Source organism: Aeromonas sp. S18(2024) (assembly GCF_041402525.1).
Classification (GTDB): Bacteria; Pseudomonadota; Gammaproteobacteria; order Enterobacterales; family Aeromonadaceae; genus Aeromonas; species Aeromonas enteropelogenes.
Genome location: NZ_JBGLQV010000004.1, coordinates 39,778 through 60,209 on the forward strand (window position 1 = coordinate 39,778; position 20,432 = coordinate 60,209).

Sequence of the window (20,432 nt, forward strand, 5' to 3'; positions counted from 1 at the left end):
TCAAGATACGAGAAAATTCTACTTATGAGCACCTCAGTTTTTCGGGGGGATTACCATACCATCTCATCAAAGGATATATTTTGATGTATTGGATTTATAGTTCCAATAGGCAGTAACAACAGCCTATCCGTTGCTAAAACCTCTTTAGCTAGGATATGTATTTCCGTTTCCGGCTTCCAGGTACAGGAGTTCTGTTCGATTGAATTAGGCTCATGAGCAAAATAATGGGCTTTAATTGGCCCTTTCATTGCCCAGACAGCTCCCTGACAACCGATGCATGTGCAATTGCATGCTTTTCCACTCACAACCTCTTTGACATCAACTATATGGCCGTTGTCGTCAAGGGCGCGAGTCATCAGGATTCTTGCCATCTCTATCCTACCCACAAATGGATCTATGTATAAAAGCACATCAGTTTATTCAGTTAAATTGGATGCTTTAACTACATCAGTAGTTACAACACTTTCATGAAAAATCATACACTTACATTTGATTGTTTTGAACTTCGTCAAGTTCCAATTGGATTTAGATGTATGACCACTCCCCAGGTGAGCTCATTGAGCTTTAGAGGGTGCGTAGGAGCGGGCTGGTAATCAGGGAGGGGGGATGGATGCAGTACGGTGGAAGGCTCTGATATTGATACCAAAGGAAGGGCGCACGAAAGTAGCGTAAACAAGACACCGATTTTAGGTCGGTGTCAGGTGATAACTAGAACTGTATAAATATTCTCTACTGCTTATTATAACGTAAATGAGAAGTCCAGCGTTTCATTGTCAGATACTCTGCGCATCGCTTTAGCTCTATCCTTATCACCGTAGGTCTTAATTATTTGCTCCACGTCATCATTGAGCTTCGCTGCTGCACCAATAAAATCACCAGGATGTTCCTCGAGATGCGTTTCTGCAACAAGGTGTCTTAACGCATGAATGTTGATACCATGTTGTTTATCATGAGGCATCGTCATCAGATAGGCCTGATATGTCAGTGATTTGAAATTATCTGACAGTTTTGATGATACTTCTATATATTTACTTCTTATTTTAAGGTTTTCCTCGTTGTTTACTTGGCTTTGTCGAATGCTACGCCAAGGGAAAAATATATCAATATCGTCAATTGACTGAACGCCCGCAAAGGTCATGAGATCAAACTCAATATAGCTGCGCCTTATGTTCAAATACTCTTTGATCAGCGGGGTAAGCTGTTCTGGTAACTCAACATCAACATCCACGCTATTTTTTGCATTTGCGTTTTTAAGATATCTGTACTTTGTGTTATCGTCACTAACCATCGATGTACCAAAACATGGGATATATAGTTGGAATCGGTTACGCTGACGATGATATGTTATACTTGCATAGTTTTTGTTCTGTGATGTCGCATTAGGGTAAAATTTCAATTCAGTCCAGTTTGCGCTGCGTGGAGATTGATAAAAACTGATTGTTTGTATCAGTCCTGCTCTAAAATACTGCAACGCACGGCCAATCTGAGATGCTGCACTTTTTCTATGCGCCAGCTCTAGTTTTTTATCGTCTGTGTTATTCGAAAGTAAATTTTTTTGCTCAGCATTGGTCTTGTATACTTTTGCTTTATCGAATAACCACTGGCTGGCCCTATAAACCGCATTTCGGCGATCTGACGCAGGTATGTTGAGTAAGAATTGAATGTTCAGTTTCCCTTTCTTGCCCGCTTGGCCGCGACTGTTGATGCCTTTCTCTGCCATCTTAAACCAATTAGGATATTCCTCGATAATAAAATCTAGGTCTTTAAAAAACTCCTCGATTGTTCTGTTACCACGATCGGCACAAAACCTTAGGTAGCCCTTCGAATCCGACCCTCGTTTTACAAAATTTAGCACTCTAGAGAATTGGCTTGTACCCGTTTGCAGTCCTTCCGAATATTCAGCCATAGCCTGCATAATCTCAGGTATTGTCAAGTGATAACTGCTAACAGACATGTAATCAATAGCTAATTCAGTATGACAAAAATGTTGAAATGAAAGTAGCTGACTTTTAAATGCGATAGCAGAGCCGCATTCGCCCTTCGCGTTGATTGTCCATTCATTGTTTCTTCTGTTTTTTTCATTGACTTTTGCTCGTATCTCATAGCGTCGATCTGACCTAAGCTCGTCAGAAATGTTTATTATCGCTGGTTGTTTTTTATTTATTTTATACTCACAATACTCATCATAAACCTTCTGTAGATTTGGATTCAGTGACGAGCTAATGAATGTGCTGCGATTGATAGCCGACAGATCAAGATCTGACCGATTTTTTCCTCTGCGTTGATGGTCAACTTTTCTATGAATTTTATCTAACAACAAGTTTTTTGGTAAATTAAAATAACTTTCAATGAAATTGATGCGAACATCAGGTACTCGCTCGGCAGGGTGTGATGTACCCATCATATAATCGCGCAAAACTTTTGTTGCGCTGCCAATCGCTTGTGGGCTACTTTTCAGAATTGGCCATGCCTCTGGGCAGTTAGATAATGACGCGTTGATAATTTCACGTGCTACTTCTCTGTATGTAATGAAGCTTTTCTTAATATTATTCTGCGTCTTAGGAGTGACCTCATCGAGCCAGAGACGCTCACCGTATTTCCTCTGAACTGCTGCTGCCAGAGCCTCACAAAAAGTCATTTTGCTGAAATCTATGTTGTTTATTTGAGCGTAGAACTCTGCCAACCGACGCACTCGTGTCAGTGGGCCTCGCGTATCACTCCTGCTCTGACGTGCCAAGGTCATTTTCAGCTTTTCTATTGTTTCACTGCGATTTTCTAACAGTGCAGTTTCCAGCTCATCCTCGGACTGCACAATTGATGTTTTCAGTAACATGTTGAGTGCTGTCTGATGGTGCCTATAACGCGCACTTTCAGTTTTGTCGCTACTCTCAATGCCTTGAATGATCCGTTCTCTCAACTGCCTAATGCTCATAATTGCCACTCCATAAAAATACAACAACTGGTCTTTTTGTTCATTATAGTGCTGCAAACATCAATCGCCACACCAAAACGAAAATTACCGCAAAATAGCTTTTGACTTATTTAAAATTTCTTATATATCAATGTCTTTTTTTGGTTTTTTGTGAGTTTTACGAGGGGTTTCATGATTTTTAAAATTGGCAATGAAGCAAAGATTGATTAGGTTACAATCAGCATTAAACAACAATACATGAAGTTTACAACAGTGATGAATAATCAATTAAAATTAGACACTTAGCTATATTCTTTAATTCCTGAATCGGAAAAACTATGACTGTATTTCTCTGATTTGTTGTAATTATGGTGTAAGGGACTAAGTTGGAAGGACATTTTGTTGTAAAAACAAAAGCATCATAAAAAACATATGGTTAGCTAAAAAAATGTCAACAAATCATATAGTAATAAGTTATTGATTTGCATGTGACTTTCTATTTTTACAACAAAATCTCTTAGATTATAGAGAATCACAACGCCTGCTTGCTTGAACCCTCTTTATATCAAGCAAAAAGTGGGCTGTCTGCCCGCGTTGTAAATGGTAAAACGAAGATGACTGCACAATGTCTCTACCTATGATTGTATCTGACATGAAAATATGTGACCTAGGATGCAAGAGTGCTCCAACGCCGTTTCGCTCTGCGTTGCAGTCCTATCTATTTCAGCCGGTAGGATCGTTCCCCATAGTTATTCGTCGCTGTACTGGTGGCAGAGTAGAAATGAGAGCTACGGGGTTGTGTATATGATTAAAACGAAATGTTAGCCAGCCCAGCTTGGCTGCACACTCAGAACTGGCTAACTATGAGCCAGAATACATTTTTTGGTGATATGGATAGGGCTTGAGATGGCAGATTGGATGATGCTGTACGATGCGGTGTAGCGATTCATACCGGTCGAGCTAAATTAATTTCAGCGCTCGATACGCTGTGTAATGCCTGTGCAGTCGAGTCTGAGTACACCAACCTCAGTATCATCGATATTTTCAGAATGCCCCCAAGCTCAGGGTTATTGTTTTCAATGGTTTTGTTGTGGTCAACAATGAGGGGATTGAGAAACCTGCCGGTTTCTAGTTGGCCGTCTGGACGATGCTTCTGATGACAACGAATGTGGTTTCGCCTGGCACTGGCTGAAACTGTACCAGACCAGACCAGACCAGACCAGACCAGACCAGACCAGACTTGGGTGGTTTGTATGCAGTTATAAGGTTAGGTGTTTGGCATGTTCGAGTTTATTGGCAGGCCATTTGGTTAGAGCAACAGCTATGGTTATGGCAGCAATGATGCAGGCGAGACCCCTAGGGCCTTGGCGATCTGATAAACTTTTTCCAGGGTTACCCTAGTTTCCCCACGTTCGATTTTTCCCATATGACCACGGTCTATACCAGCAATTAGTGCTAGTTTTTCCTGTTGCATACCTCGTGCAGACCGCAGCTCTCGTACATTTTTACCGAATGCAGTTGCGAGCATCGCCAGCTCAAACTCGTCAGAATCCATTTTATCTCCTCACTAGAGGATCTATGGTCTACGTTATACGGCGTGCTGTACACGGCTGTGAGTACACGCATATAATGACACTGCATATAAGCATCATTTCGAGGTAGAAAATGTCCAATCAGCAGATCGTTCTGAGCCAGAATCAAAAAAGTGGCACAGTGACACTAACCTTTCAAGATGCGGATTTCCTAGCCGCAGTAGGAGATTCTTTGAGAGTGGAGTCATTCGTACATGTCACTATCAATCAATCCGTATATGATGAATTTGTTAAGAGCATTATGGTTTCGTTTGTTGCCGAATTTATGGATTTTAAGCAGCAATGGCCGATACCTCAGGAGCTAAGAAAGTGAACAAGTCTCTGACATGATGGAGGGCATTCGGGTCTTTCTCGCGGTTTGCTGTATTGGTGGACTTATTTGTCGCTCATCCTCGTAAAGTAATGCCAACGTAGCCTCTGCTTCTTTGGATTATAACCGGCGCCAATTAGCGTTTTTATCGCCTTATGAGTCTCCATAGAGACGGACGTCATTAAGCACCTCTTTAATATCGGTAAACCCAACATAACATCCTAGCCTAGGCGTTCAGTCAGGATCCCATGCTCGATGCGGCTGAGGAGGTCGAGCACAGCCTGAGCGAGTTCGGGCGTATCCTGATGGTTGAACGGACGAACACCTCCTAGGTAACGGGATATATGATCCTGTGTTGAGCAACATGTCAGTACTACAGCTTGCAACTCCGGCACCGGTACAGTGATGGGAGCCCGCCAGCACAAGCCTTACTGACAGTATTAGCCATGGATTGGTCTTGTTGCTTTGGGTCAACCCAAGGAGACGAATCCTACTTTGGGGGCCTGTTTTGTGTTGGACATCGCTCAATCACTCTTAGGTGGCTTTACTTCAAGGGCGCGGATTTTACCTAAATGGCTAACCAAAAACTATACAGCTGACACACTGGAGCGGAACTATCTCTGTCATCCGGGGTGATAACGGCACGGCGCGCGTTCCCCGTGACGACCCGGTGGCACAGATATCTTGTTGAGTCATATGTTATTTGAGCCGGGAGAGTAGAGTAGATTCACTATACTTCCAGCAGATAAAGGGATGGGGGGAAGGAATGGACAACTCATTTGGTGATCGCATGCAGAGTATGCACGCCACCCTGCGCCAGCGTTTTGACAAGCTGAGCCGGGTGGCCATTGCGATCTACGATCAGCATACGGATCAGCTCAAGACATTCAGCCACAGCACCGACGGCCCCTCTCCCCTGATGCAGTACGAGATCAAGTTGAGCGACGTGCCCTCCCTGAATTATCTGGCCACTCATCAGCAATCCCGCGTGCTCGATACCCTGGCATCCTTAAAAGGCTCCCCCGCGGAGCACAGCCGCAAGCTGCTGGAGGCGGGGTTTGCCTCCAGCTATACCGAGCCGCTGCTGTTCAATGACAGGCTGTTTGGCTTTCTATTCTGCGATGCCAGGGAGCCGGATTATTTCAGTGTTCCCCTGTGCAACGAGCTGGCAGCCTATGCCCAGATGCTGGCGGCCATCATAGCGGTGGAGTTTTTCTCAATTCAGACCCTGAACGGGGCCCTGACCACGGCGCGGGAGTTCAGCCGCTATCGGGATGAGGAGACGGCCAACCACTTGCGGCGGATGTCGGCCTATGCCCGCCTGATCGCCAGGACCCTGGCCCCGAGCCATGATCTTAACGATGAAGAGGTGGAGTTCATTCATCTCTTTTCGGAGTTGCACGACATCGGCAAGATTGCGGTGCCCGATGCCATCTTGCTCAAGCCGGGCAAGCTGACACCGGAGGAGTTTGCTGTCATGCAGACCCACACCCTCAAGGGGGAGGAGATGATAGCGCTGATGATCAAGGAGTTCGGCCTCGATGGCATTCATCACATCGACATGTTGAAGCACATCATCACCCATCATCATGAGCGCTTCGATGGCACGGGCTATCCCTATGGGCTGATCGGCGAGGCCATCCCGCTGGCCGCACGAATAGTAACGGTGGCCGACGTGTTTGATGCCCTCACCAGCAGGCGCCCCTACAAGGAGCCCTGGGATTTCGACACGGCCTTTCATTATCTGGAAGAGTATGCCGGCAGTCAGTTTGACCCGGCTTGTGTTGCGGCGGCGCTGCATAACAAAGCGGCCTTTCTTGCCATCCATCAGCAGTATCAGGATCCGGCCTTCACGCTTGGAAAAACGGTAGAGCAGGCCAATCCGGCATGATGAAAGGGGGCACTGTCAGGTGCCCCCTTCTCCTTTCTCTATACGGCCTGTGCCGGTTGCCCGATAACCTTTGGGGACATCAGGGTTTGGGCGGCGGTTCGCTTATCTGATGCAGGTGATCCGCGCAGGCGCTCGAGCAGCCGCAGGGGCGTACCTCTTTATCCCCCCGCTTTTGTGCCAGCTTGTACTGACGCCACCAGATGATGGTGCCCATGGCGACGATAAGGACAAATGAGGCGAGCAGGCTCAACAGCCAGATTGACATGATTTCTCCTCCCTGTGGTGGCAGCAGGGGTGATCAACTCCCCGGCCCTTGTTTTGAGTATTGCGGCAATGGTCATGTGCCGCCCCGCTATTTCGCCGGCAGGCGTGTACCCCCGACTGTTGGCCGGCGGGACGGATCCCGTGGATGGATGGTGCTGCTTGATGGTGTCGTGACGGACGGCCTTGACTTGCCTCTGTCAGCGGTATCAAGTTGGCGGGGGCCAGCAGTGCAGGCAGGGGCAAACGGCCCGAACGGCACTGCATGACCCGGATGCTGGCAGCCAGCAGGCGACCCAGCATCTGCTGGCCGATGTTGCGCACCATCACTTGGCCGACGCCATGTTCGGCCAGCGTCGCCAGCAGTGCCTGTTTGCCGCCGCATCCGGCCGTGGCCGCCGGATTGGCCAGAGTGGCCAGTACGGCTCCAGCAGGGCTCAGGATTTGCAACTGCTCGGCACGGCTGAAATGGCCGGCCAGCAGGCCCTGGCTCAGCATGATGGCACTATTGCCGGGGGTTGTTTCATGGTTCATCACGATCTTCTCCACTGGTTTTCTGGTCGGGCTCGGCAGGCTGCATCATCAGCGCTTTGCCCAAGCTCAGACATTCCACCACCTTGTAACGGCCTTTTTTCAGGATATTGGCCAGGGTCTGGCGGGAGACACCCATCACCCGCGCGGCCTCCTGTTGCTGCATCCCCTGCAGGTCGACCAGTCGCAGGGCCTCGAATTCATCGGCCGCCAGGGCGACTTGCTCCAGTTGGTGCATGGGGCGGCCATTGGGTTTGAAGCAGCTGTTGGCGGGGCGGCCACAGATCTGGCGGGCAATCTTGGGTCTTGGCATGGTGGCTCCTAATTAGCATATGCCATTTATACGCCTGTAAGTGGCATATGCCAATTATTTTGTCGGATTGAGTCATGGATGACGTCGTTGCGAAGAGGGAAGAGAGATGCATGAAGAGGGAGAAACAACACGGGCCCAAACCGAAGTTTGGGCCCGTGGGGCATGTCGGGATTTTCGCCGGTTGCTTACGCGGCTTCAGATTGGCGAGTCACTCCGGTGGCTTCACTGCCATTGGCGAAACGGTCGGCCCACAGGGCGATGACGCCATCGCCGGTCACGTTGCAGGCGGTGCCGAAGCTGTCTTGCGCCAGGTAGAGGGCGATCATCAGGGCAATGGAGGCCTCACCGAAACCGAGCATGGAGGTGAGCAGGCCGAGGGCAGACATCACACCACCACCCGGTGCGCCCGGTGCGGCGATCATGATCACCCCCAGCATCATGATGAAGGGCAGCATGGTGCCGTAGCCCGGGATCGCCAGATGCTCGGAGAGGAACATCACGGCGGTGGCGCAGGTCACCAAGGTGATGGTGGAGCCGCATAGGTGGATGGTGGCGCACAGGGGCACGGTAAAGTTGGCGATGCCGTCGCTCACCCCGTTGTTCTTGCTTGAGCGCAGGGCGACCGGGATGGTGGCCGCGCTGGACATGGTGCCCAGGGCTGTGAAGTAGGCGGGCAGCATGTTCTTGATGAGGGTGACCGGTGAGCGGCCAAGGGCCAGACCGGTACCGATGAAGAGTACGGAGAGCCAGATCCAGTGCATCAGGATGGCCATCACCAGCACCACGCCAAAGGTCTTCAGAGTGGCGAAGACGGTGCCCTCGACGGTCATCTCGACAAAGACGCCGGCGATGTAGATGGGCAGCAGCGGGATGATCACCTTGGCCAGCAGACGGTCAATGATGTCACGGCCCTGATCAACAACCCGGCGCAGATCGGTGGCCTGGGTCGCGCTGATGCCGATGCCGAACACGAAGGCGGCGGCCAGGGCGGACATTACGCCGAACAGCGGCGGGATCTCAAGATTGAGGTAGGAGGCGAGCTTGGTGGCGGTTTCGGTCGTGGGCTCGGCGGCGCTGGTCAGCTGCGGGATCAGGTGGCCAGCCACGGTAAAGGCAAACAAACCCGCGAGTATGGTAGAGCCGTAGGAGAGGGCAACCGTCTTGCCCAGCAGCTTGCCGGAGTTTTTCGGCAGGCTGGCGATGCCGCTCATGATGAAGAAAAGGATGATGAGCGGGATGGTGAAGGTGATCAGCTGGCCTATGACTGTCTTGGCCGTGAACAGCACGCGCGCCACCCACTCAGGGGCGTAAAGACCGAGCAAGAGGCCGGCAAGGATGCCAGCAATGAGTTTGAGGACAAGTTTCATAATAAAATCCGCCTGAATATGTATTGTCTGGTTTGTTATTTAATTTCTATATTAATCGTGTTTTTTTAACATTAAATCCGTGCTATGTCTGCCTATTTCGTTAAATCTCAGAGTTAAATATTGTCAATCACCACAAACACAGAGTGGAACCCTTTGGACTCAGTTGCCGGAAATATGTGATGAATTAATTCGTTAGGGAATGGGTTGCGGGATCCGCTGCAGGTAGAGAAGGGGTTTCGGTTGCCCTGCAGCAGAGGGGGGCTGACAGTGAGTCGGTACTAATGGCAGGCTTGCTTGCTCGATAACCAGATGAATCCTGTCTCTTGCCTGGGTCATATCATCTTGTGGCAACCGGATGCCCAGCAGAGCCCCCGGTTTGAGCAGGCTTGCCAATCGCTGCAATTGGGTGGTAAGGGTGGAAACATGGTGGCCAAACTGGCCACTGATCCAGATGCCGTCATAGGGCAGCACTGAATGTATCTGCTCGATATGACAGACGCGTACCGCTTGTCCGGTTTGTTGCGAGGCGAGCTTGGCTTGTACCAGTCTGGGATCGCAGGCGGTCACCACATGGCCCTGTTGGCGAAAATGCGCCAGATCTTCGCCGCTGCCGCAATTGGCGTTGAGCAGGTGAGCCTGTTTGGGCAGGGCGGCGAGAAAGTGGGCGCACACCGTCTGCACTTGGGCAGAGTGTGGCGCCGACAAGGGGGTGACGGGGTGTGACACTGGGGGACCTCCAACAAAGGGGGGCATACTCTAGCAAACTTGGCTGTGACCAGCCAAAGGTTGTGGCGTCAGGGGAAGGTTATGGGCGGGTGCTGGCCGGGCCGTCAACCAGCTGCAACATGGCGAAGATACTGTCGAGCAGGAAGTCTGCTTCCTTTATAAGGTCAATTCTGGCCGGAAAGTGCAGCCAGTTGACTATGTAGCCATCCAGGGTGCAGTGCACCAGGGTGGTGGCCCGCTTCAGATCCAGGGTCGCCGGCAATTGCCCCTTGTGGATGGCATTGGTGAGGGCCGTCTCCAGATCCTGAAAGAAGTTGCCCGACTCGCTGCGGATGTGTTCGCGCAAAGAGAGCGTCTCACCATCGAGCGATTCCAGATTGAACAGTATGGTGAACATCTGCTGGTGAGCCGGATCCGTGGTGATACGGACAAGGACCCCTTTGAGAAAAGTTCGCAGCTTGCCCAGGGGATCGGGCTCCTGCTCGGAGATGCAGGCATCAAGTTGGTGGGAGAGCGGCTCGCACAACTCCTTCCACAGTGAGAAGAAAAGCTCTTCCTTGTTCTTGAAGTGCCAGTAGATGGCACCGCGAGTCAGCCCGGCGGCCTTGGCGATATCGGTCAGGCTGGTTCTGGCCAATCCCTGGGCACAGAAGAGCGCCAGTGCGGTCTTCATGATATGGCAACGGGTCTGCTGCGCCTCTTCTTTGGTTCGTCTGGCCATGGGGTGATGCACCTCGATATAAGCAAAAAGTCACTTACATACATTTATGAATGTATGTATATTGCCTCATCTTCCAATTTTTTTCCAACGGGGCCGTCTGGCCCTGCCTGTTCATTGACTGGCTGAGATTAAGGTGTTTCATGCATAAACATATTCTTGCTCGTTCGGTGGGCCTTGCCTTGCTGGCAACGGGCCTGCTGGCAGGTTGTGGTGACAAGGACGGGGTGCCGCAAGGGCAGGGGGGCATGCCTCCGGCTGCGGTCGATGTCGTCACGCTGCAAAGCGGGCCGCTGCAACTGACCACAGAATTGACCGGCCGCAGCGCAGCACTGCGCATCGCCGAAGTTCGCCCCCAGGTGAGCGGTATCCTGCTCAAGCGTCTCTTTACCGAAGGAAGCGACGTGAAGGCGGGCGATCTGCTTTATCAGATCGATCCGGCCATCTACCAGGCGGAAGTCGCCAGCGCCAAGGCCAATCTGGCCAAGGCCGAGGCCAATGAGCGTAGCGCCCGCCTCAAGGCCAAACGTTATCAGGAACTGCTCAAGGTCAAGTCCATCAGCCGTCAGGATTACGATGATGCCGATGCCAGCTGGAAGCAGGCCCAGGCCGAGATCATGGCGAGCAAGGCAGCCCTGCGCACCGCCGAGATCAATCTGGGCTACACCCGGATCACGGCGCCCATCAGCGGCCGCATCGGCAAGTCCGCAGTGACCGAAGGGGCCCTGGTGACTGCCCAGCAGGCCAGTGCACTCACCACCATTCAGCAGCTCGACCCCATGTATGTGGACGTGCGCCAGTCCACCGCCGATCTGCTGCGCCTCAAGCGGCTGGTGGCCGAGGGCAAGTTGACCCAGGACGAGCAGAAGGGAGCCAGGGTGAACTTCCAGCTGGAGGATGGCTCCAGTTACGGGGAAGCAGGTTCACTGCAGTTCTCCGATGTGACCGTGGACGAGAGCACCGGCATGGTGACTCTGAGGGTCATAGTGCCCAATCCTCACCAGTTGCTGCTGCCCGGTATGTTCATGCGCGCCACCTTGCAGGAGGGTGAGCGGGCCCAGGGGCTGCTGGTGCCGCAAACTGCCGTGAGCCGTACCCCCAATGGCGGCGCGACCGTGCTGGTAGTGACAGCCGACAACAAGGTCGAGCTGCGCAATGTCCAGCTGAGCCGGGTCGTCGGCAGCAACTGGGTGGTGGAGTCCGGCCTCAAATCAGGCGAGAAGGTGATTGTCGCCGGTCTGCAGAAAGTGCGTCCGGGTGCCGAGGTCAACCCGACTGAGCAGGCGGCCACTGTGTCTGCCGCCCAGACTCCGGCCAACAAGTAGGATGGAGTAGTCACTTCATGGCTCGATTTTTTATAGACAGACCCATTTTTGCCTGGGTGATTGCGCTGGTGATCATGTTGGCGGGCAGCCTGGCCATTATCAAGTTGCCGGTGGCCCAGTACCCGAGCATAGCGCCACCGGCGGTGAGCATCTCCGCCAGCTACCCCGGCGCTTCCGCCAAGACGGTGGAAGACTCGGTGACCCAGATCATCGAACAGAACATGACGGGGCTGGATCACCTGCTCTACATGTCCTCCCAGTCTGACTCCGCCGGCCGGGTGTCGGTGACCCTGACGTTCCAGCCGGGTACCGATCCCGATATTGCCCAGGTGCAGGTGCAAAACAAGCTGCAACAGGCGATGTCGCTGTTGCCACAAGAGGTGCAGCAGCAGGGGATCCGGGTCCAGAAGACCTCCAGCAGCTTCCTGATGGTGGCGGCGTTCATCTCCAGCGATGGCAGCATGAACAACGACGATCTAGCGGATTATGTGGTCTCCAACATCAAGGAGCCCCTGAGCCGTCTGGACGGTGTGGGCGAGATCACCCTGTTCGGTAGCCAATACTCCATGCGAGTCTGGCTCGACCCGCACAAGCTCAACCGGGTACAGATGACCCCGGGTGACGTGCAGGCCGCCATCAAGGCGCAAAACGCCCAGGTGGCCTTTGGCCAGCTGGGAGGCACCCCTGCGGTCAAGGATCAGCAGTTCACCGCCACCATCATGGGGCAGACCCGCCTTTCAACCCCCGAGCAGTTCAACAATATTCTGCTGCGGGTGAATCAGGATGGCTCCAAGGTTCGTCTGAAAGATGTGGCACGGGTCGAGTTGGCGGGTGAGAGCTATGATGCCGATGCGCTCTACAACGGTCAGCCGACCGCCGCCATCGCCATCAAGCTGGCGACCGGTGCCAACGCGCTGGATACCGCCGAGAAGGTGCAGGCCAAACTGGAAGAGCTCTCCGAGTACTTCCCGGCCAACATGGAGATCGTCTATCCCTACGACACCACGCCGTTTGTGAAGATCTCCATCGAGGAGGTGGTGCAGACCCTGATCGAAGCGATCATCCTGGTGTTCTGCGTCATGTACCTGTTCCTGCAGAACTTCCGCGCCACCCTGATCCCGACTATCGCTGTGCCCGTGGTGCTGCTCGGTACCTTCGGCGTGATGGCAGCCTTCGGTTTCTCCATCAACACCCTGACCATGTTCGGTATGGTGCTGGCCATCGGCCTCTTGGTGGATGACGCCATCGTGGTGGTGGAGAACGTGGAACGCCTGATGAGCGAGGAGGATCTCTCCCCGCTGGAGGCAACTCGCAAGTCGATGGATCAGATCACCGGCGCCCTGGTGGGGATTGCTCTGGTGCTGTCGGCGGTGTTCGTGCCCATGGCATTCTTCGGCGGGTCGACCGGTGCCATCTATCGCCAGTTCTCGCTCACCATCGTCTCTGCCATGGTGCTCTCGGTGCTGGTGGCTCTGATCCTGACGCCGGCCTTGTGTGCCACCCTGCTCAAACCGCTGAAACATGGCGAGTTTGCGGCCCAGCGCGGCTTCTTCGGCTGGTTCAACCGGGCCTTTGATGCCAGTGCCAGCCGCTATCAGAACGGGGTACGCAAAGTGATCAAGCAGGGGGTACGCTACAGCCTCATCTATGGCGCCATGCTGGTAGTGCTGGGTGTGCTGTTTATGCGGATGCCCACCTCCTTCCTGCCTGAGGAGGATCAGGGGGTCGTCATGTCCATGGTGCAACTGCCGGTCGGTGCGACCAAGCAGCGTACCGAGGTGGTGCTGGCCCAGATGCGCGATTATTTCCTCGAGAACGAGAAGGACAATGTGGAGTCGGTGCTGACGGTAGCGGGCTTCAGCTTCGCCGGTAGCGGTCAGAACGCGGGCATGGCCTTTATCAAGCTCAAGGACTGGAGTGAGCGGGAGAGCCCGGATCGCAGCGCCAATGCTATCATTGGCCGCGCCATGGGGTATCTGTTCAGCATCAAGGAGGCACAAGTTTTTGCCTTCAACCTGCCGTCGATCCCGGAACTCGGGACTGCCACCGGTTTTGACTTCTATTTGCAGGATCGTGCAGGACTTGGCCACGACAAGCTGATGGCGGCACGTAATCAGTTGCTCGGCATGGCGGCGCAGGATCCGAACTTGGTACGGGTACGCCCGAACGGGATGGAGGATACTCCCCAGCTCGATATCAAGCTCGACTATGAGAAGGCATTGGCGCAGGGGCTCTCCATTTCGGATATCAACAGCGCCCTGTCGACGGCCTGGGGCTCATCTTATGTGAACGACTTCGTGGACCGAGGCCGGATCAAGAAGGTCTACATGCAGGCCGATGCCCCCTTCAGGATGAATCCGGAAGATCTCAAGCTGTGGTATGTGCGCAACAGCGCCGGCCAGATGGTGCCGTTTTCTGCCTTTGCCACGACGGAGTGGAGCTTTGGCTCGCCGCGCCTCGAGCGTTACAACGGTGTGCCGGCCATGGAGATCGTCGGTGAAGCCGCGCCCGGCAAGAGTACCGGTGATGCCATGGCGGCTATCGAACAGATGGTGAAGCAGCTGCCAGAAGGGGTGGGTATCGAGTGGACCGGGCTCTCCTTCCAGGAGCGTCAGGCCGGCTCACAGGCCCCTGCGCTCTATGCCATCTCATTGCTGGTGGTGTTCCTCTGCCTTGCAGCCCTCTACGAGAGCTGGAGCATCCCGTTCTCAGTCATGCTGGTGGTGCCGCTCGGGGTACTGGGCGCTATTCTGGCCGCGACCTTGCGCGGGCTGGAGAACGACGTCTACTTCCAGGTTGGGCTGCTCACTACCATCGGTCTGTCGGCCAAGAACGCCATCCTGATCGTCGAGTTCGCCAAGGAACTTTATGACAAGGGGATGGGGCTTGGTGAGGCGGTGGTGGAGGCTGCACGTCTGCGTCTGCGCCCCATCCTGATGACCTCTCTTGCCTTCATCCTCGGCGTATTGCCGCTGGTGATCAGTACCGGTGCCGGCGCCAGCAGCCGTAACGCCATTGGTACCGGCGTGATGGGGGGGATGATCAGTGCTACCGTCCTGGCCATCTTCTTCGTGCCGCTGTTCTTCGTACTGGTTATGCGCTACTTCACCAAACATTCTTCAAAAGAGGTGCGTTTGGCTGCGGTGGGTGAGACGAAACATGACTGATGGATGCTAGTTGGTTTGAACTGACAGGTGGCTAATAAATCGTCAGTCCTGTCAGGTTTAATTGGTCTTTCAACAGGGCAACCTCAGGGTTGCCCTGTTTTTTGCTCTGATTAAGGTATCAATTGGTTATCAATAGCGGTTGTTTGTGGCATGTGCGTCAAGTTTGTTCAAATGAAAATGTTCTCTATCGAATCTTTATTGAAAACCCTCATAGTGAGTAGTTTTTACTGTTCAGTTTGGTCTGAAACGGGATAGAATCCGGACTCCAATCGGGCTGAGACTGTTGAGGGTATCAAATTCCTCATGAGAATCCTCTTGCGCATACTCGAGGGGGGGGGGGAGCGTACCGACAGTCAGGACAACAAGAGATGCTGGAGGACACGATGACCAACAGCAGAGACAATTTGGTTAAAAGCAGCAAACTGGGGGCTGTAACTCAGGGGCGGTAGCCAAGATGATTACCAGATATCGGTATGATTTTTGCTGTAGTTCAATAATGTCAAAGCTTTAAATGTTGAATAAACTTCATGCATGTCTTCAATGTTTTTGTCCCATTCAGCCCTCACCTATCACATATCAACTCTTCGCAAGAGATAACATACCTATGAAAATACTCGTTACCGGTGGCGCAGGCTTTATTGGCTCTGCTGTGGTGCGCCATATCATTCGTGACACCCATGATTCCGTGATTAACATCGATAAACTCACTTATGCAGGTAATCTGGAATCCTTGTCCAGTGTTTCTAACAGTGAGCGGTATTCGTTTGAGCAAGTGGATATCTGCAATCGCGGTGAACTGGATCGGGTGTTTTCTGAACATCAACCAGATGCTGTGATGCATCTTGCCGCCGAGAGCCATGTCGATCGTTCCATCACTGGCCCCGCCGACTTTATCGAGACCAATATCGTTGGCACCTATATGTTGCTGGAAGCGGCTCGCGCCTATTGGAACGGTCTGGACGAGGTACGCAAGGCGGCCTTCCGCTTCCACCACATCTCCACCGACGAGGTATATGGCGACCTGCCCCATCCGGATGAAGTCGCCCCCGGTGTGTCACTGCCGCTCTTTACCGAAACCACTCCCTATGCCCCCAGCAGTCCATATTCCGCCTCCAAGGCTTCCAGTGACCATCTGGTGCGAGCCTGGCGCCGTACTTACGGCCTGCCGACCATAGTCACCAACTGTTCCAACAACTACGGCCCGTTCCACTTCCCCGAGAAGCTGATCCCGCTTGTCATCCTCAATGCGCTGGATGGCAAACCGCTGCCGGTGTACGGCAAGGGTGACCAGATCCGTGACTGGCTCTATGTGGAAGATCACGCCCGAGCGCTTTATACCGTGGTCACCACTGGTGCCATCGGCGAGACCTACAACATCGGCGGTCATAACGAGAAACAGAACCTGGACGTCGTTCATACCATCTGTGATCTGCTTGACGAGATGGTGCCCAAGGCCGGCTCCTATCACGACCAAATCACCTATGTGGCGGATCGCCCCGGTCACGATCGCCGCTATGCCATTGACGCCAGCAAGATGAGCACCGAGCTCGCCTGGCAACCGCAAGAGACCTTTGAATCAGGTATCCGCAAGACAGTGCAGTGGTATCTGGATAACCAGCAGTGGGTCAACAACGTCAAGAGCGGGTCCTATCAATCCTGGATCGAGCAAAACTACGGGGAGCGTGCCTGATGCATATTCTGCTGTTTGGCAAGAATGGTCAGGTTGGCTGGGAACTGCAGCGCTCGCTCACTCCATTGGGCCGGGTCACTGCCGTCGATTTTGACTCGACAGACTACTGTGGCGACTTCAGCAATCCGGCCGGCGTGGCCGAAACGGTGCGCCAGGTGAAGCCAGATGTCATCGTGAATGCGGCAGCCCACACTGCGGTAGACAAAGCCGAGAGCGAGCGGGAGTTTGCCGAACTGCTCAACGCCACCAGCGTGGCCGCGATCGCCAAAGAAGCGGAAGTATTGGGAGCTTGGCTGGTTCACTACTCCACGGACTATGTGTTCGATGGCAGTGGTGAGCGCCCCTGGCAGGAAACCGATGCGACCGCACCGCTGAATGTGTACGGCGAAACCAAGCTGGCAGGGGAACAAGGTGCAGCACTCTGCTCCCGTCATCTTATCTTCCGCACCAGTTGGGTCTATGCTGCCCGCGGCGCCAATTTTGCCAAGACCATGCTGCGTTTTGGCAAGGAGCGCAGCGAAATGTCGGTCATCAATGACCAGTTTGGTGCCCCGACCGGTGCCGAGTTGCTGGCCGATTGCACCGCCCATGCGATTCGTATGGCGCAGCGCAAACCTGAGGTCGCCGGGTTGTACCATCTGATTGCCTCCGGTACCACCACCTGGTTTGACTACGCCCAGCTGGTGTTTGCCAACGCCAGAGAGGCAGGTGTTGAACTGGCGGTCACGCAACTCAATGCCGTGCCGACCAGCGCCTTCCCGACCCCAGCCAAACGCCCACATAACTCCCGCCTGGATACCAGCAAATTCCAGCGCACCTTCGATCTGGTGCTGCCGGACTGGACCGTCGGCGTGGAGCGGATGTTGACCGAGATCCTAGGCAAGTAAATCACTGGCCAGGGATGTATTGAATGCCACCCTGGCTGGCAGGGATAAAACAGTAAAGGTGCGGCCTCAAGCCACTCTCTCTTTTGAAATTTAAAATAAGAAACAAGCATTATGACCAAACGTAAAGGCATTATTCTGGCCGGTGGCTCCGGCACCCGTCTCTATCCAGTCACCATGGCAGTGAGCAAGCAACTGCTGCCCATTTATGACAAACCGATGATCTACTACCCGCTCAGCACCCTGATGCTGGCGGGCATTCGCGACATTTTGATCATCAGCACCCCGCAAGACACCCCTCGTTTCGAACAATTGCTGGGTGATGGCAGCCAGTGGGGCCTGAACTTGCAATACAAGGTACAGCCGAGCCCGGACGGGTTGGCGCAAGCCTTTATTCTGGGTGAAGAGTTTATCGGCTCAGACCCCTGTGCGCTGGTGCTGGGTGACAACATCTTCTATGGCCACGACCTGCAGAAACAGCTGGAGACGGCCGCAGCCAAAGAGAGTGGCGCCACCGTCTTTGCTTACCATGTGCATGACCCTGAGCGTTATGGGGTGGTGGAATTTGATAAGCAAGGTACCGCTATTTCACTGGAAGAGAAGCCGTTGGAGCCCAAGAGCAACTATGCAGTGACCGGCCTCTATTTCTACGACAACAGCGTGGTGGAAATCGCCAAGAGCCTGAAGCCGTCGCCGCGTGGTGAGCTGGAAATCACCGATGTGAACCGTATCTACCTGGAGCAAGGCAATCTGTCGGTGGCCATGATGGGCCGTGGCTATGCCTGGCTTGATACCGGCACCCATGAAAGCCTGATTGAAGCAAGTAATTTTATTCAGACCATCGAGACCCGTCAGGGGCTGAAAGTGGCTTGCCCGGAAGAGATTGCCTATCGCCAGAAGTTCATTAATGCCGATCAGGTTCGTGAACTTGCAGCGCCATTGGCAAAGAATGCGTATGGACAATATTTATTAAGAATGGTGGCCAAAGCCTGATGTGATATGGGGGGAGGGAAGATGCTCCCTCCATAAAGATTGAATTAAATGTGGGTAGCCAGATGAATGTAATCAAAACAGCAATTTCTGACTTGCTTATTTTTGAACCAAAAGTATTTGGTGATGAGCGTGGTTTTTTCTTTGAGAGTTTCAACCACAAGTTGTTTGAAGAGGCGGTAGGATATCCGGTGACTTTCGTGCAGGATAATCACTCCAAGTCTTCAAAAGGAGTGTTACGTGGCTTGCACTATCAGCTGCCACCCTATGCCCAGGGCAAGCTTGTACGTTGTGTCTCGGGTGAAGTCTTTGATGTAGCTGTAGATATCCGCAAAAGCTCACCGACTTTTGGGCAATGGGTTGGTGTTCATCTGTCAGGTGACAACAAGCGGCAGTTGTGGATCCCGGAAGGGTTTGCACATGGATTTGTGACGTTAACGGATACAGCGGAATTTCTTTACAAAACAACAAATTACTACGAGCCATCTGCAGAAAGAAGTATACTTTGGAACGATGCTCGTCTAGCTATTGCTTGGCCTATAACCTCTCCAGGCCCCCTATTATCCACCAAAGATACACAGTCTAGTACTTTTGAAGTAGCGGAGTTATTTTGAACATATTTACGCATTTGACTGGCATTGATAATAAAAGCAGCAGTTATAGATATCAATGATTAGATGGTGAACAATGATAAGTGCCAAATTCGTATTGTTTTTTAATAGCATGTCAAATAGTCAAGCTGCTGAGCACCGTTGCCACTAATGTAGTGATATTCATAGGTTATTAATCCATGCATATCTTCAATCAAAATGAAAGTCCTAATGTTTTAATATTAATATGTACTTGTAATGGTGAAAAATTTCTTGAAGAACAATTAATATCATTTGAAGAGCAAACTTATGATAATTGGGCCGTCATTGCTTCCGATGATGGCTCAACAGATAATACCAAGTCTATATTAGAGAAATATAAAAATAAATGGAAAGAAAACCAACTTACTATTGTTGAAGGACCTAGACAAGGTGTAACAAAAAATTTTATGTCGTTGATATGCAATAAGGCAATCGAAGCAGATTATTATGCTTTTTCAGATCAAGATGATATTTGGATTCCGTCTAAGCTGGAAAATGCACTAAATTGGCTAGAAAAGATTAAAAGTAACACACCAGCCTTATATTGCTCTAGCACATTGTTAGTCGATGAAAATAATAATAAAATAGGTCTTTCCACAATAAATAAGAAAGCCCCAAGTTTTTCTAATGCACTTGTGCAGAATATAGCAAGTGGAAATACAATGGTTTTAAATAAGGTTGCAATAGAGTTATTGCGCCAAACTGGCCATGATATATCTATCATCATTCATGACTGGTGGTCATATTTGGTGGTGACTGGCTGTGGAGGAATAGTTTTTTACGATTCAAAGCCAACCGTTCGCTATCGCCAGCATACGGCCAATCTTATTGGTAGTGACGACTCTTTGCACGCCAGACTTCTTAGAATGAAAAAACACTTTCGTGGACGTCTCAAAACTTGGAATGATATGCATATTAAGGCTCTAGCGAATATGGAACCAAGTCTTACTGTTGAAAATCAAAAGCGATTGGCTGACTTTGCAAAGATAAGAGAAGATGGTCTACTGTCTCGTTTATTTTATGTTAAACGCAGTGGTATCTATCGCCAGACATTTGCTGGAAATCTAAGTTTGCTTGGTGCCGTGCTGTTAAAAAAACTATGAAGAACAGTCTTTATATTCGAT

18 protein-coding genes are annotated in these 20,432 nt (G+C 51.9%); 9 read left to right on the forward strand and 9 right to left on the reverse strand.

The genetic code is table 11. The features are described 5' to 3' along the window. Positions 1 to 50: 50 nt before the first annotated feature. The 3 genes from ACB034_RS08740 to ACB034_RS08750 all read right to left on the reverse strand — a co-directional run bounded on the left by ACB034_RS08740 (position 51) and on the right by ACB034_RS08750 (position 4,466). Positions 51 to 371 carry a hypothetical protein gene (locus ACB034_RS08740; protein WP_371172609.1) on the reverse strand — a complete coding sequence of 107 codons (321 nt, stop codon included), beginning with the start codon at positions 369 to 371 and terminating at the stop codon, positions 51 to 53. A 368-nt stretch (positions 372 to 739) separates the two neighbouring features. Then, positions 740 to 2,932 carry a hypothetical protein gene (locus ACB034_RS08745; RefSeq protein WP_371172610.1) on the reverse strand — a complete coding sequence of 731 codons (2,193 nt, stop codon included), beginning with the start codon at positions 2,930 to 2,932 and terminating at the stop codon, positions 740 to 742. Between the two features lie 1,306 nt (positions 2,933 to 4,238). Then, positions 4,239 to 4,466, reverse strand: a complete 228-nt coding sequence (locus tag ACB034_RS08750; RefSeq protein WP_080768707.1) for a helix-turn-helix domain-containing protein — start codon at positions 4,464 to 4,466, stop codon at positions 4,239 to 4,241. Positions 4,467 to 4,576: 110 nt separating this feature from the next. On the opposite strand from ACB034_RS08750, the gene ACB034_RS08755 reads away from it, so the two are divergent. Together ACB034_RS08755 and ACB034_RS08760 are read left to right on the forward strand one after the other, a co-directional pair. After that, positions 4,577 to 4,816: a hypothetical protein gene (locus ACB034_RS08755; protein WP_042024897.1), complete on the forward strand. Its 240-nt coding sequence runs from the start codon at positions 4,577 to 4,579 to the stop codon at positions 4,814 to 4,816. A gap of 763 nt (positions 4,817 to 5,579) precedes the next feature. Then, positions 5,580 to 6,704, forward strand: coding sequence for an HD domain-containing phosphohydrolase (locus ACB034_RS08760; RefSeq protein WP_342016909.1), 1,125 nt, complete (start codon positions 5,580 to 5,582; stop codon positions 6,702 to 6,704). Between the two features lie 79 nt (positions 6,705 to 6,783). Here the strand turns inward: ACB034_RS08760 and ACB034_RS08765 are convergent, their stop codons facing one another. The 6 genes from ACB034_RS08765 to ACB034_RS08790 all read right to left on the reverse strand — a co-directional run bounded on the left by ACB034_RS08765 (position 6,784) and on the right by ACB034_RS08790 (position 10,623). Continuing rightward, positions 6,784 to 6,969, reverse strand: coding sequence for a hypothetical protein (locus tag ACB034_RS08765; protein ID WP_026457974.1), 186 nt, complete (start codon positions 6,967 to 6,969; stop codon positions 6,784 to 6,786). Beyond that, positions 6,951 to 7,499, reverse strand: coding sequence for a NifB/NifX family molybdenum-iron cluster-binding protein (locus ACB034_RS08770; protein ID WP_371172611.1), 549 nt, complete (start codon positions 7,497 to 7,499; stop codon positions 6,951 to 6,953). Before ACB034_RS08770 ends, ACB034_RS08765 begins: the two co-directional genes overlap by 19 nt. Next, the gene (locus tag ACB034_RS08775) at positions 7,489 to 7,809 is read right to left on the reverse strand and encodes a DUF134 domain-containing protein (RefSeq protein ID WP_371143345.1); all 321 of its coding nucleotides are present in this window, start codon (positions 7,807 to 7,809) and stop codon (positions 7,489 to 7,491) included. The genes ACB034_RS08770 and ACB034_RS08775 overlap by 11 nt, the downstream gene beginning before the upstream one ends. 185 nt (positions 7,810 to 7,994) lie before the next feature. Continuing rightward, positions 7,995 to 9,176 (reverse strand): dicarboxylate/amino acid:cation symporter, encoded by a 1,182-nt coding sequence (locus tag ACB034_RS08780; protein WP_371172612.1) that lies wholly within the window; start codon positions 9,174 to 9,176, stop codon positions 7,995 to 7,997. Positions 9,177 to 9,368: 192 nt separating this feature from the next. Further along, positions 9,369 to 9,902 carry a class I SAM-dependent methyltransferase gene (locus ACB034_RS08785; protein ID WP_371172613.1) on the reverse strand — a complete coding sequence of 178 codons (534 nt, stop codon included), beginning with the start codon at positions 9,900 to 9,902 and terminating at the stop codon, positions 9,369 to 9,371. Between the two features lie 79 nt (positions 9,903 to 9,981). Continuing rightward, on the reverse strand, positions 9,982 to 10,623 hold the full coding sequence (locus ACB034_RS08790) for a TetR family transcriptional regulator (RefSeq protein ID WP_225633064.1): 642 nt from the start codon (positions 10,621 to 10,623) through the stop codon (positions 9,982 to 9,984). Positions 10,624 to 10,763: 140 nt separating this feature from the next. Between ACB034_RS08790 and ACB034_RS08795 the strand changes: the two genes are divergently transcribed. From ACB034_RS08795 to ACB034_RS08825, 7 genes are all read left to right on the forward strand, one after another. Then, positions 10,764 to 11,945 carry an efflux RND transporter periplasmic adaptor subunit gene (locus ACB034_RS08795; protein WP_371172614.1) on the forward strand — a complete coding sequence of 394 codons (1,182 nt, stop codon included), beginning with the start codon at positions 10,764 to 10,766 and terminating at the stop codon, positions 11,943 to 11,945. A gap of 17 nt (positions 11,946 to 11,962) precedes the next feature. Beyond that, positions 11,963 to 15,112, forward strand: coding sequence for an efflux RND transporter permease subunit (locus tag ACB034_RS08800; RefSeq protein ID WP_371172615.1), 3,150 nt, complete (start codon positions 11,963 to 11,965; stop codon positions 15,110 to 15,112). Positions 15,113 to 15,716: 604 nt separating this feature from the next. After that, positions 15,717 to 16,802, forward strand: coding sequence for a dTDP-glucose 4,6-dehydratase (gene rfbB / locus ACB034_RS08805; protein WP_371172616.1), 1,086 nt, complete (start codon positions 15,717 to 15,719; stop codon positions 16,800 to 16,802). Continuing rightward, on the forward strand, positions 16,802 to 17,689 hold the full coding sequence (gene rfbD, locus ACB034_RS08810) for a dTDP-4-dehydrorhamnose reductase (protein ID WP_371172617.1): 888 nt from the start codon (positions 16,802 to 16,804) through the stop codon (positions 17,687 to 17,689). Before rfbB ends, rfbD begins: the two co-directional genes overlap by 1 nt. A gap of 111 nt (positions 17,690 to 17,800) precedes the next feature. Next, on the forward strand, positions 17,801 to 18,679 hold the full coding sequence (gene rfbA, locus ACB034_RS08815) for a glucose-1-phosphate thymidylyltransferase RfbA (RefSeq protein WP_371172618.1): 879 nt from the start codon (positions 17,801 to 17,803) through the stop codon (positions 18,677 to 18,679). 62 nt (positions 18,680 to 18,741) lie between these two features. Further along, on the forward strand, positions 18,742 to 19,290 hold the full coding sequence (gene rfbC, locus ACB034_RS08820; RefSeq protein WP_371172619.1) for a dTDP-4-dehydrorhamnose 3,5-epimerase: 549 nt from the start codon (positions 18,742 to 18,744) through the stop codon (positions 19,288 to 19,290). Between the two features lie 176 nt (positions 19,291 to 19,466). Continuing rightward, positions 19,467 to 20,411, forward strand: coding sequence for a glycosyltransferase family 2 protein (locus ACB034_RS08825; RefSeq protein ID WP_371172620.1), 945 nt, complete (start codon positions 19,467 to 19,469; stop codon positions 20,409 to 20,411). The last annotated feature ends 21 nt before the right edge of the window (positions 20,412 to 20,432 follow it).

Coding starts and splice junctions, on each gene's coding strand:
- ACB034_RS08740 (WP_371172609.1), bottom strand. CDS start 371: ATGGCAAGAATCCTGATGACTCGCGCCCTTGACGACAACGGCCATATA.
- ACB034_RS08745 (WP_371172610.1), bottom strand. CDS start 2,932: ATGAGCATTAGGCAGTTGAGAGAACGGATCATTCAAGGCATTGAGAGT.
- ACB034_RS08750 (WP_080768707.1), bottom strand. CDS start 4,466: ATGGATTCTGACGAGTTTGAGCTGGCGATGCTCGCAACTGCATTCGGT.
- ACB034_RS08755 (WP_042024897.1), top strand. CDS start 4,577: ATGTCCAATCAGCAGATCGTTCTGAGCCAGAATCAAAAAAGTGGCACA.
- ACB034_RS08760 (WP_342016909.1), top strand. CDS start 5,580: ATGGACAACTCATTTGGTGATCGCATGCAGAGTATGCACGCCACCCTG.
- ACB034_RS08765 (WP_026457974.1), bottom strand. CDS start 6,969: ATGTCAATCTGGCTGTTGAGCCTGCTCGCCTCATTTGTCCTTATCGTC.
- ACB034_RS08770 (WP_371172611.1), bottom strand. CDS start 7,499: ATGAACCATGAAACAACCCCCGGCAATAGTGCCATCATGCTGAGCCAG.
- ACB034_RS08775 (WP_371143345.1), bottom strand. CDS start 7,809: ATGCCAAGACCCAAGATTGCCCGCCAGATCTGTGGCCGCCCCGCCAAC.
- ACB034_RS08780 (WP_371172612.1), bottom strand. CDS start 9,176: ATGAAACTTGTCCTCAAACTCATTGCTGGCATCCTTGCCGGCCTCTTG.
- ACB034_RS08790 (WP_225633064.1), bottom strand. CDS start 10,623: ATGGCCAGACGAACCAAAGAAGAGGCGCAGCAGACCCGTTGCCATATC.
- ACB034_RS08795 (WP_371172614.1), top strand. CDS start 10,764: ATGCATAAACATATTCTTGCTCGTTCGGTGGGCCTTGCCTTGCTGGCA.
- ACB034_RS08800 (WP_371172615.1), top strand. CDS start 11,963: ATGGCTCGATTTTTTATAGACAGACCCATTTTTGCCTGGGTGATTGCG.
- rfbB (WP_371172616.1), top strand. CDS start 15,717: ATGAAAATACTCGTTACCGGTGGCGCAGGCTTTATTGGCTCTGCTGTG.
- rfbD (WP_371172617.1), top strand. CDS start 16,802: ATGCATATTCTGCTGTTTGGCAAGAATGGTCAGGTTGGCTGGGAACTG.
- rfbA (WP_371172618.1), top strand. CDS start 17,801: ATGACCAAACGTAAAGGCATTATTCTGGCCGGTGGCTCCGGCACCCGT.
- rfbC (WP_371172619.1), top strand. CDS start 18,742: ATGAATGTAATCAAAACAGCAATTTCTGACTTGCTTATTTTTGAACCA.
- ACB034_RS08825 (WP_371172620.1), top strand. CDS start 19,467: ATGCATATCTTCAATCAAAATGAAAGTCCTAATGTTTTAATATTAATA.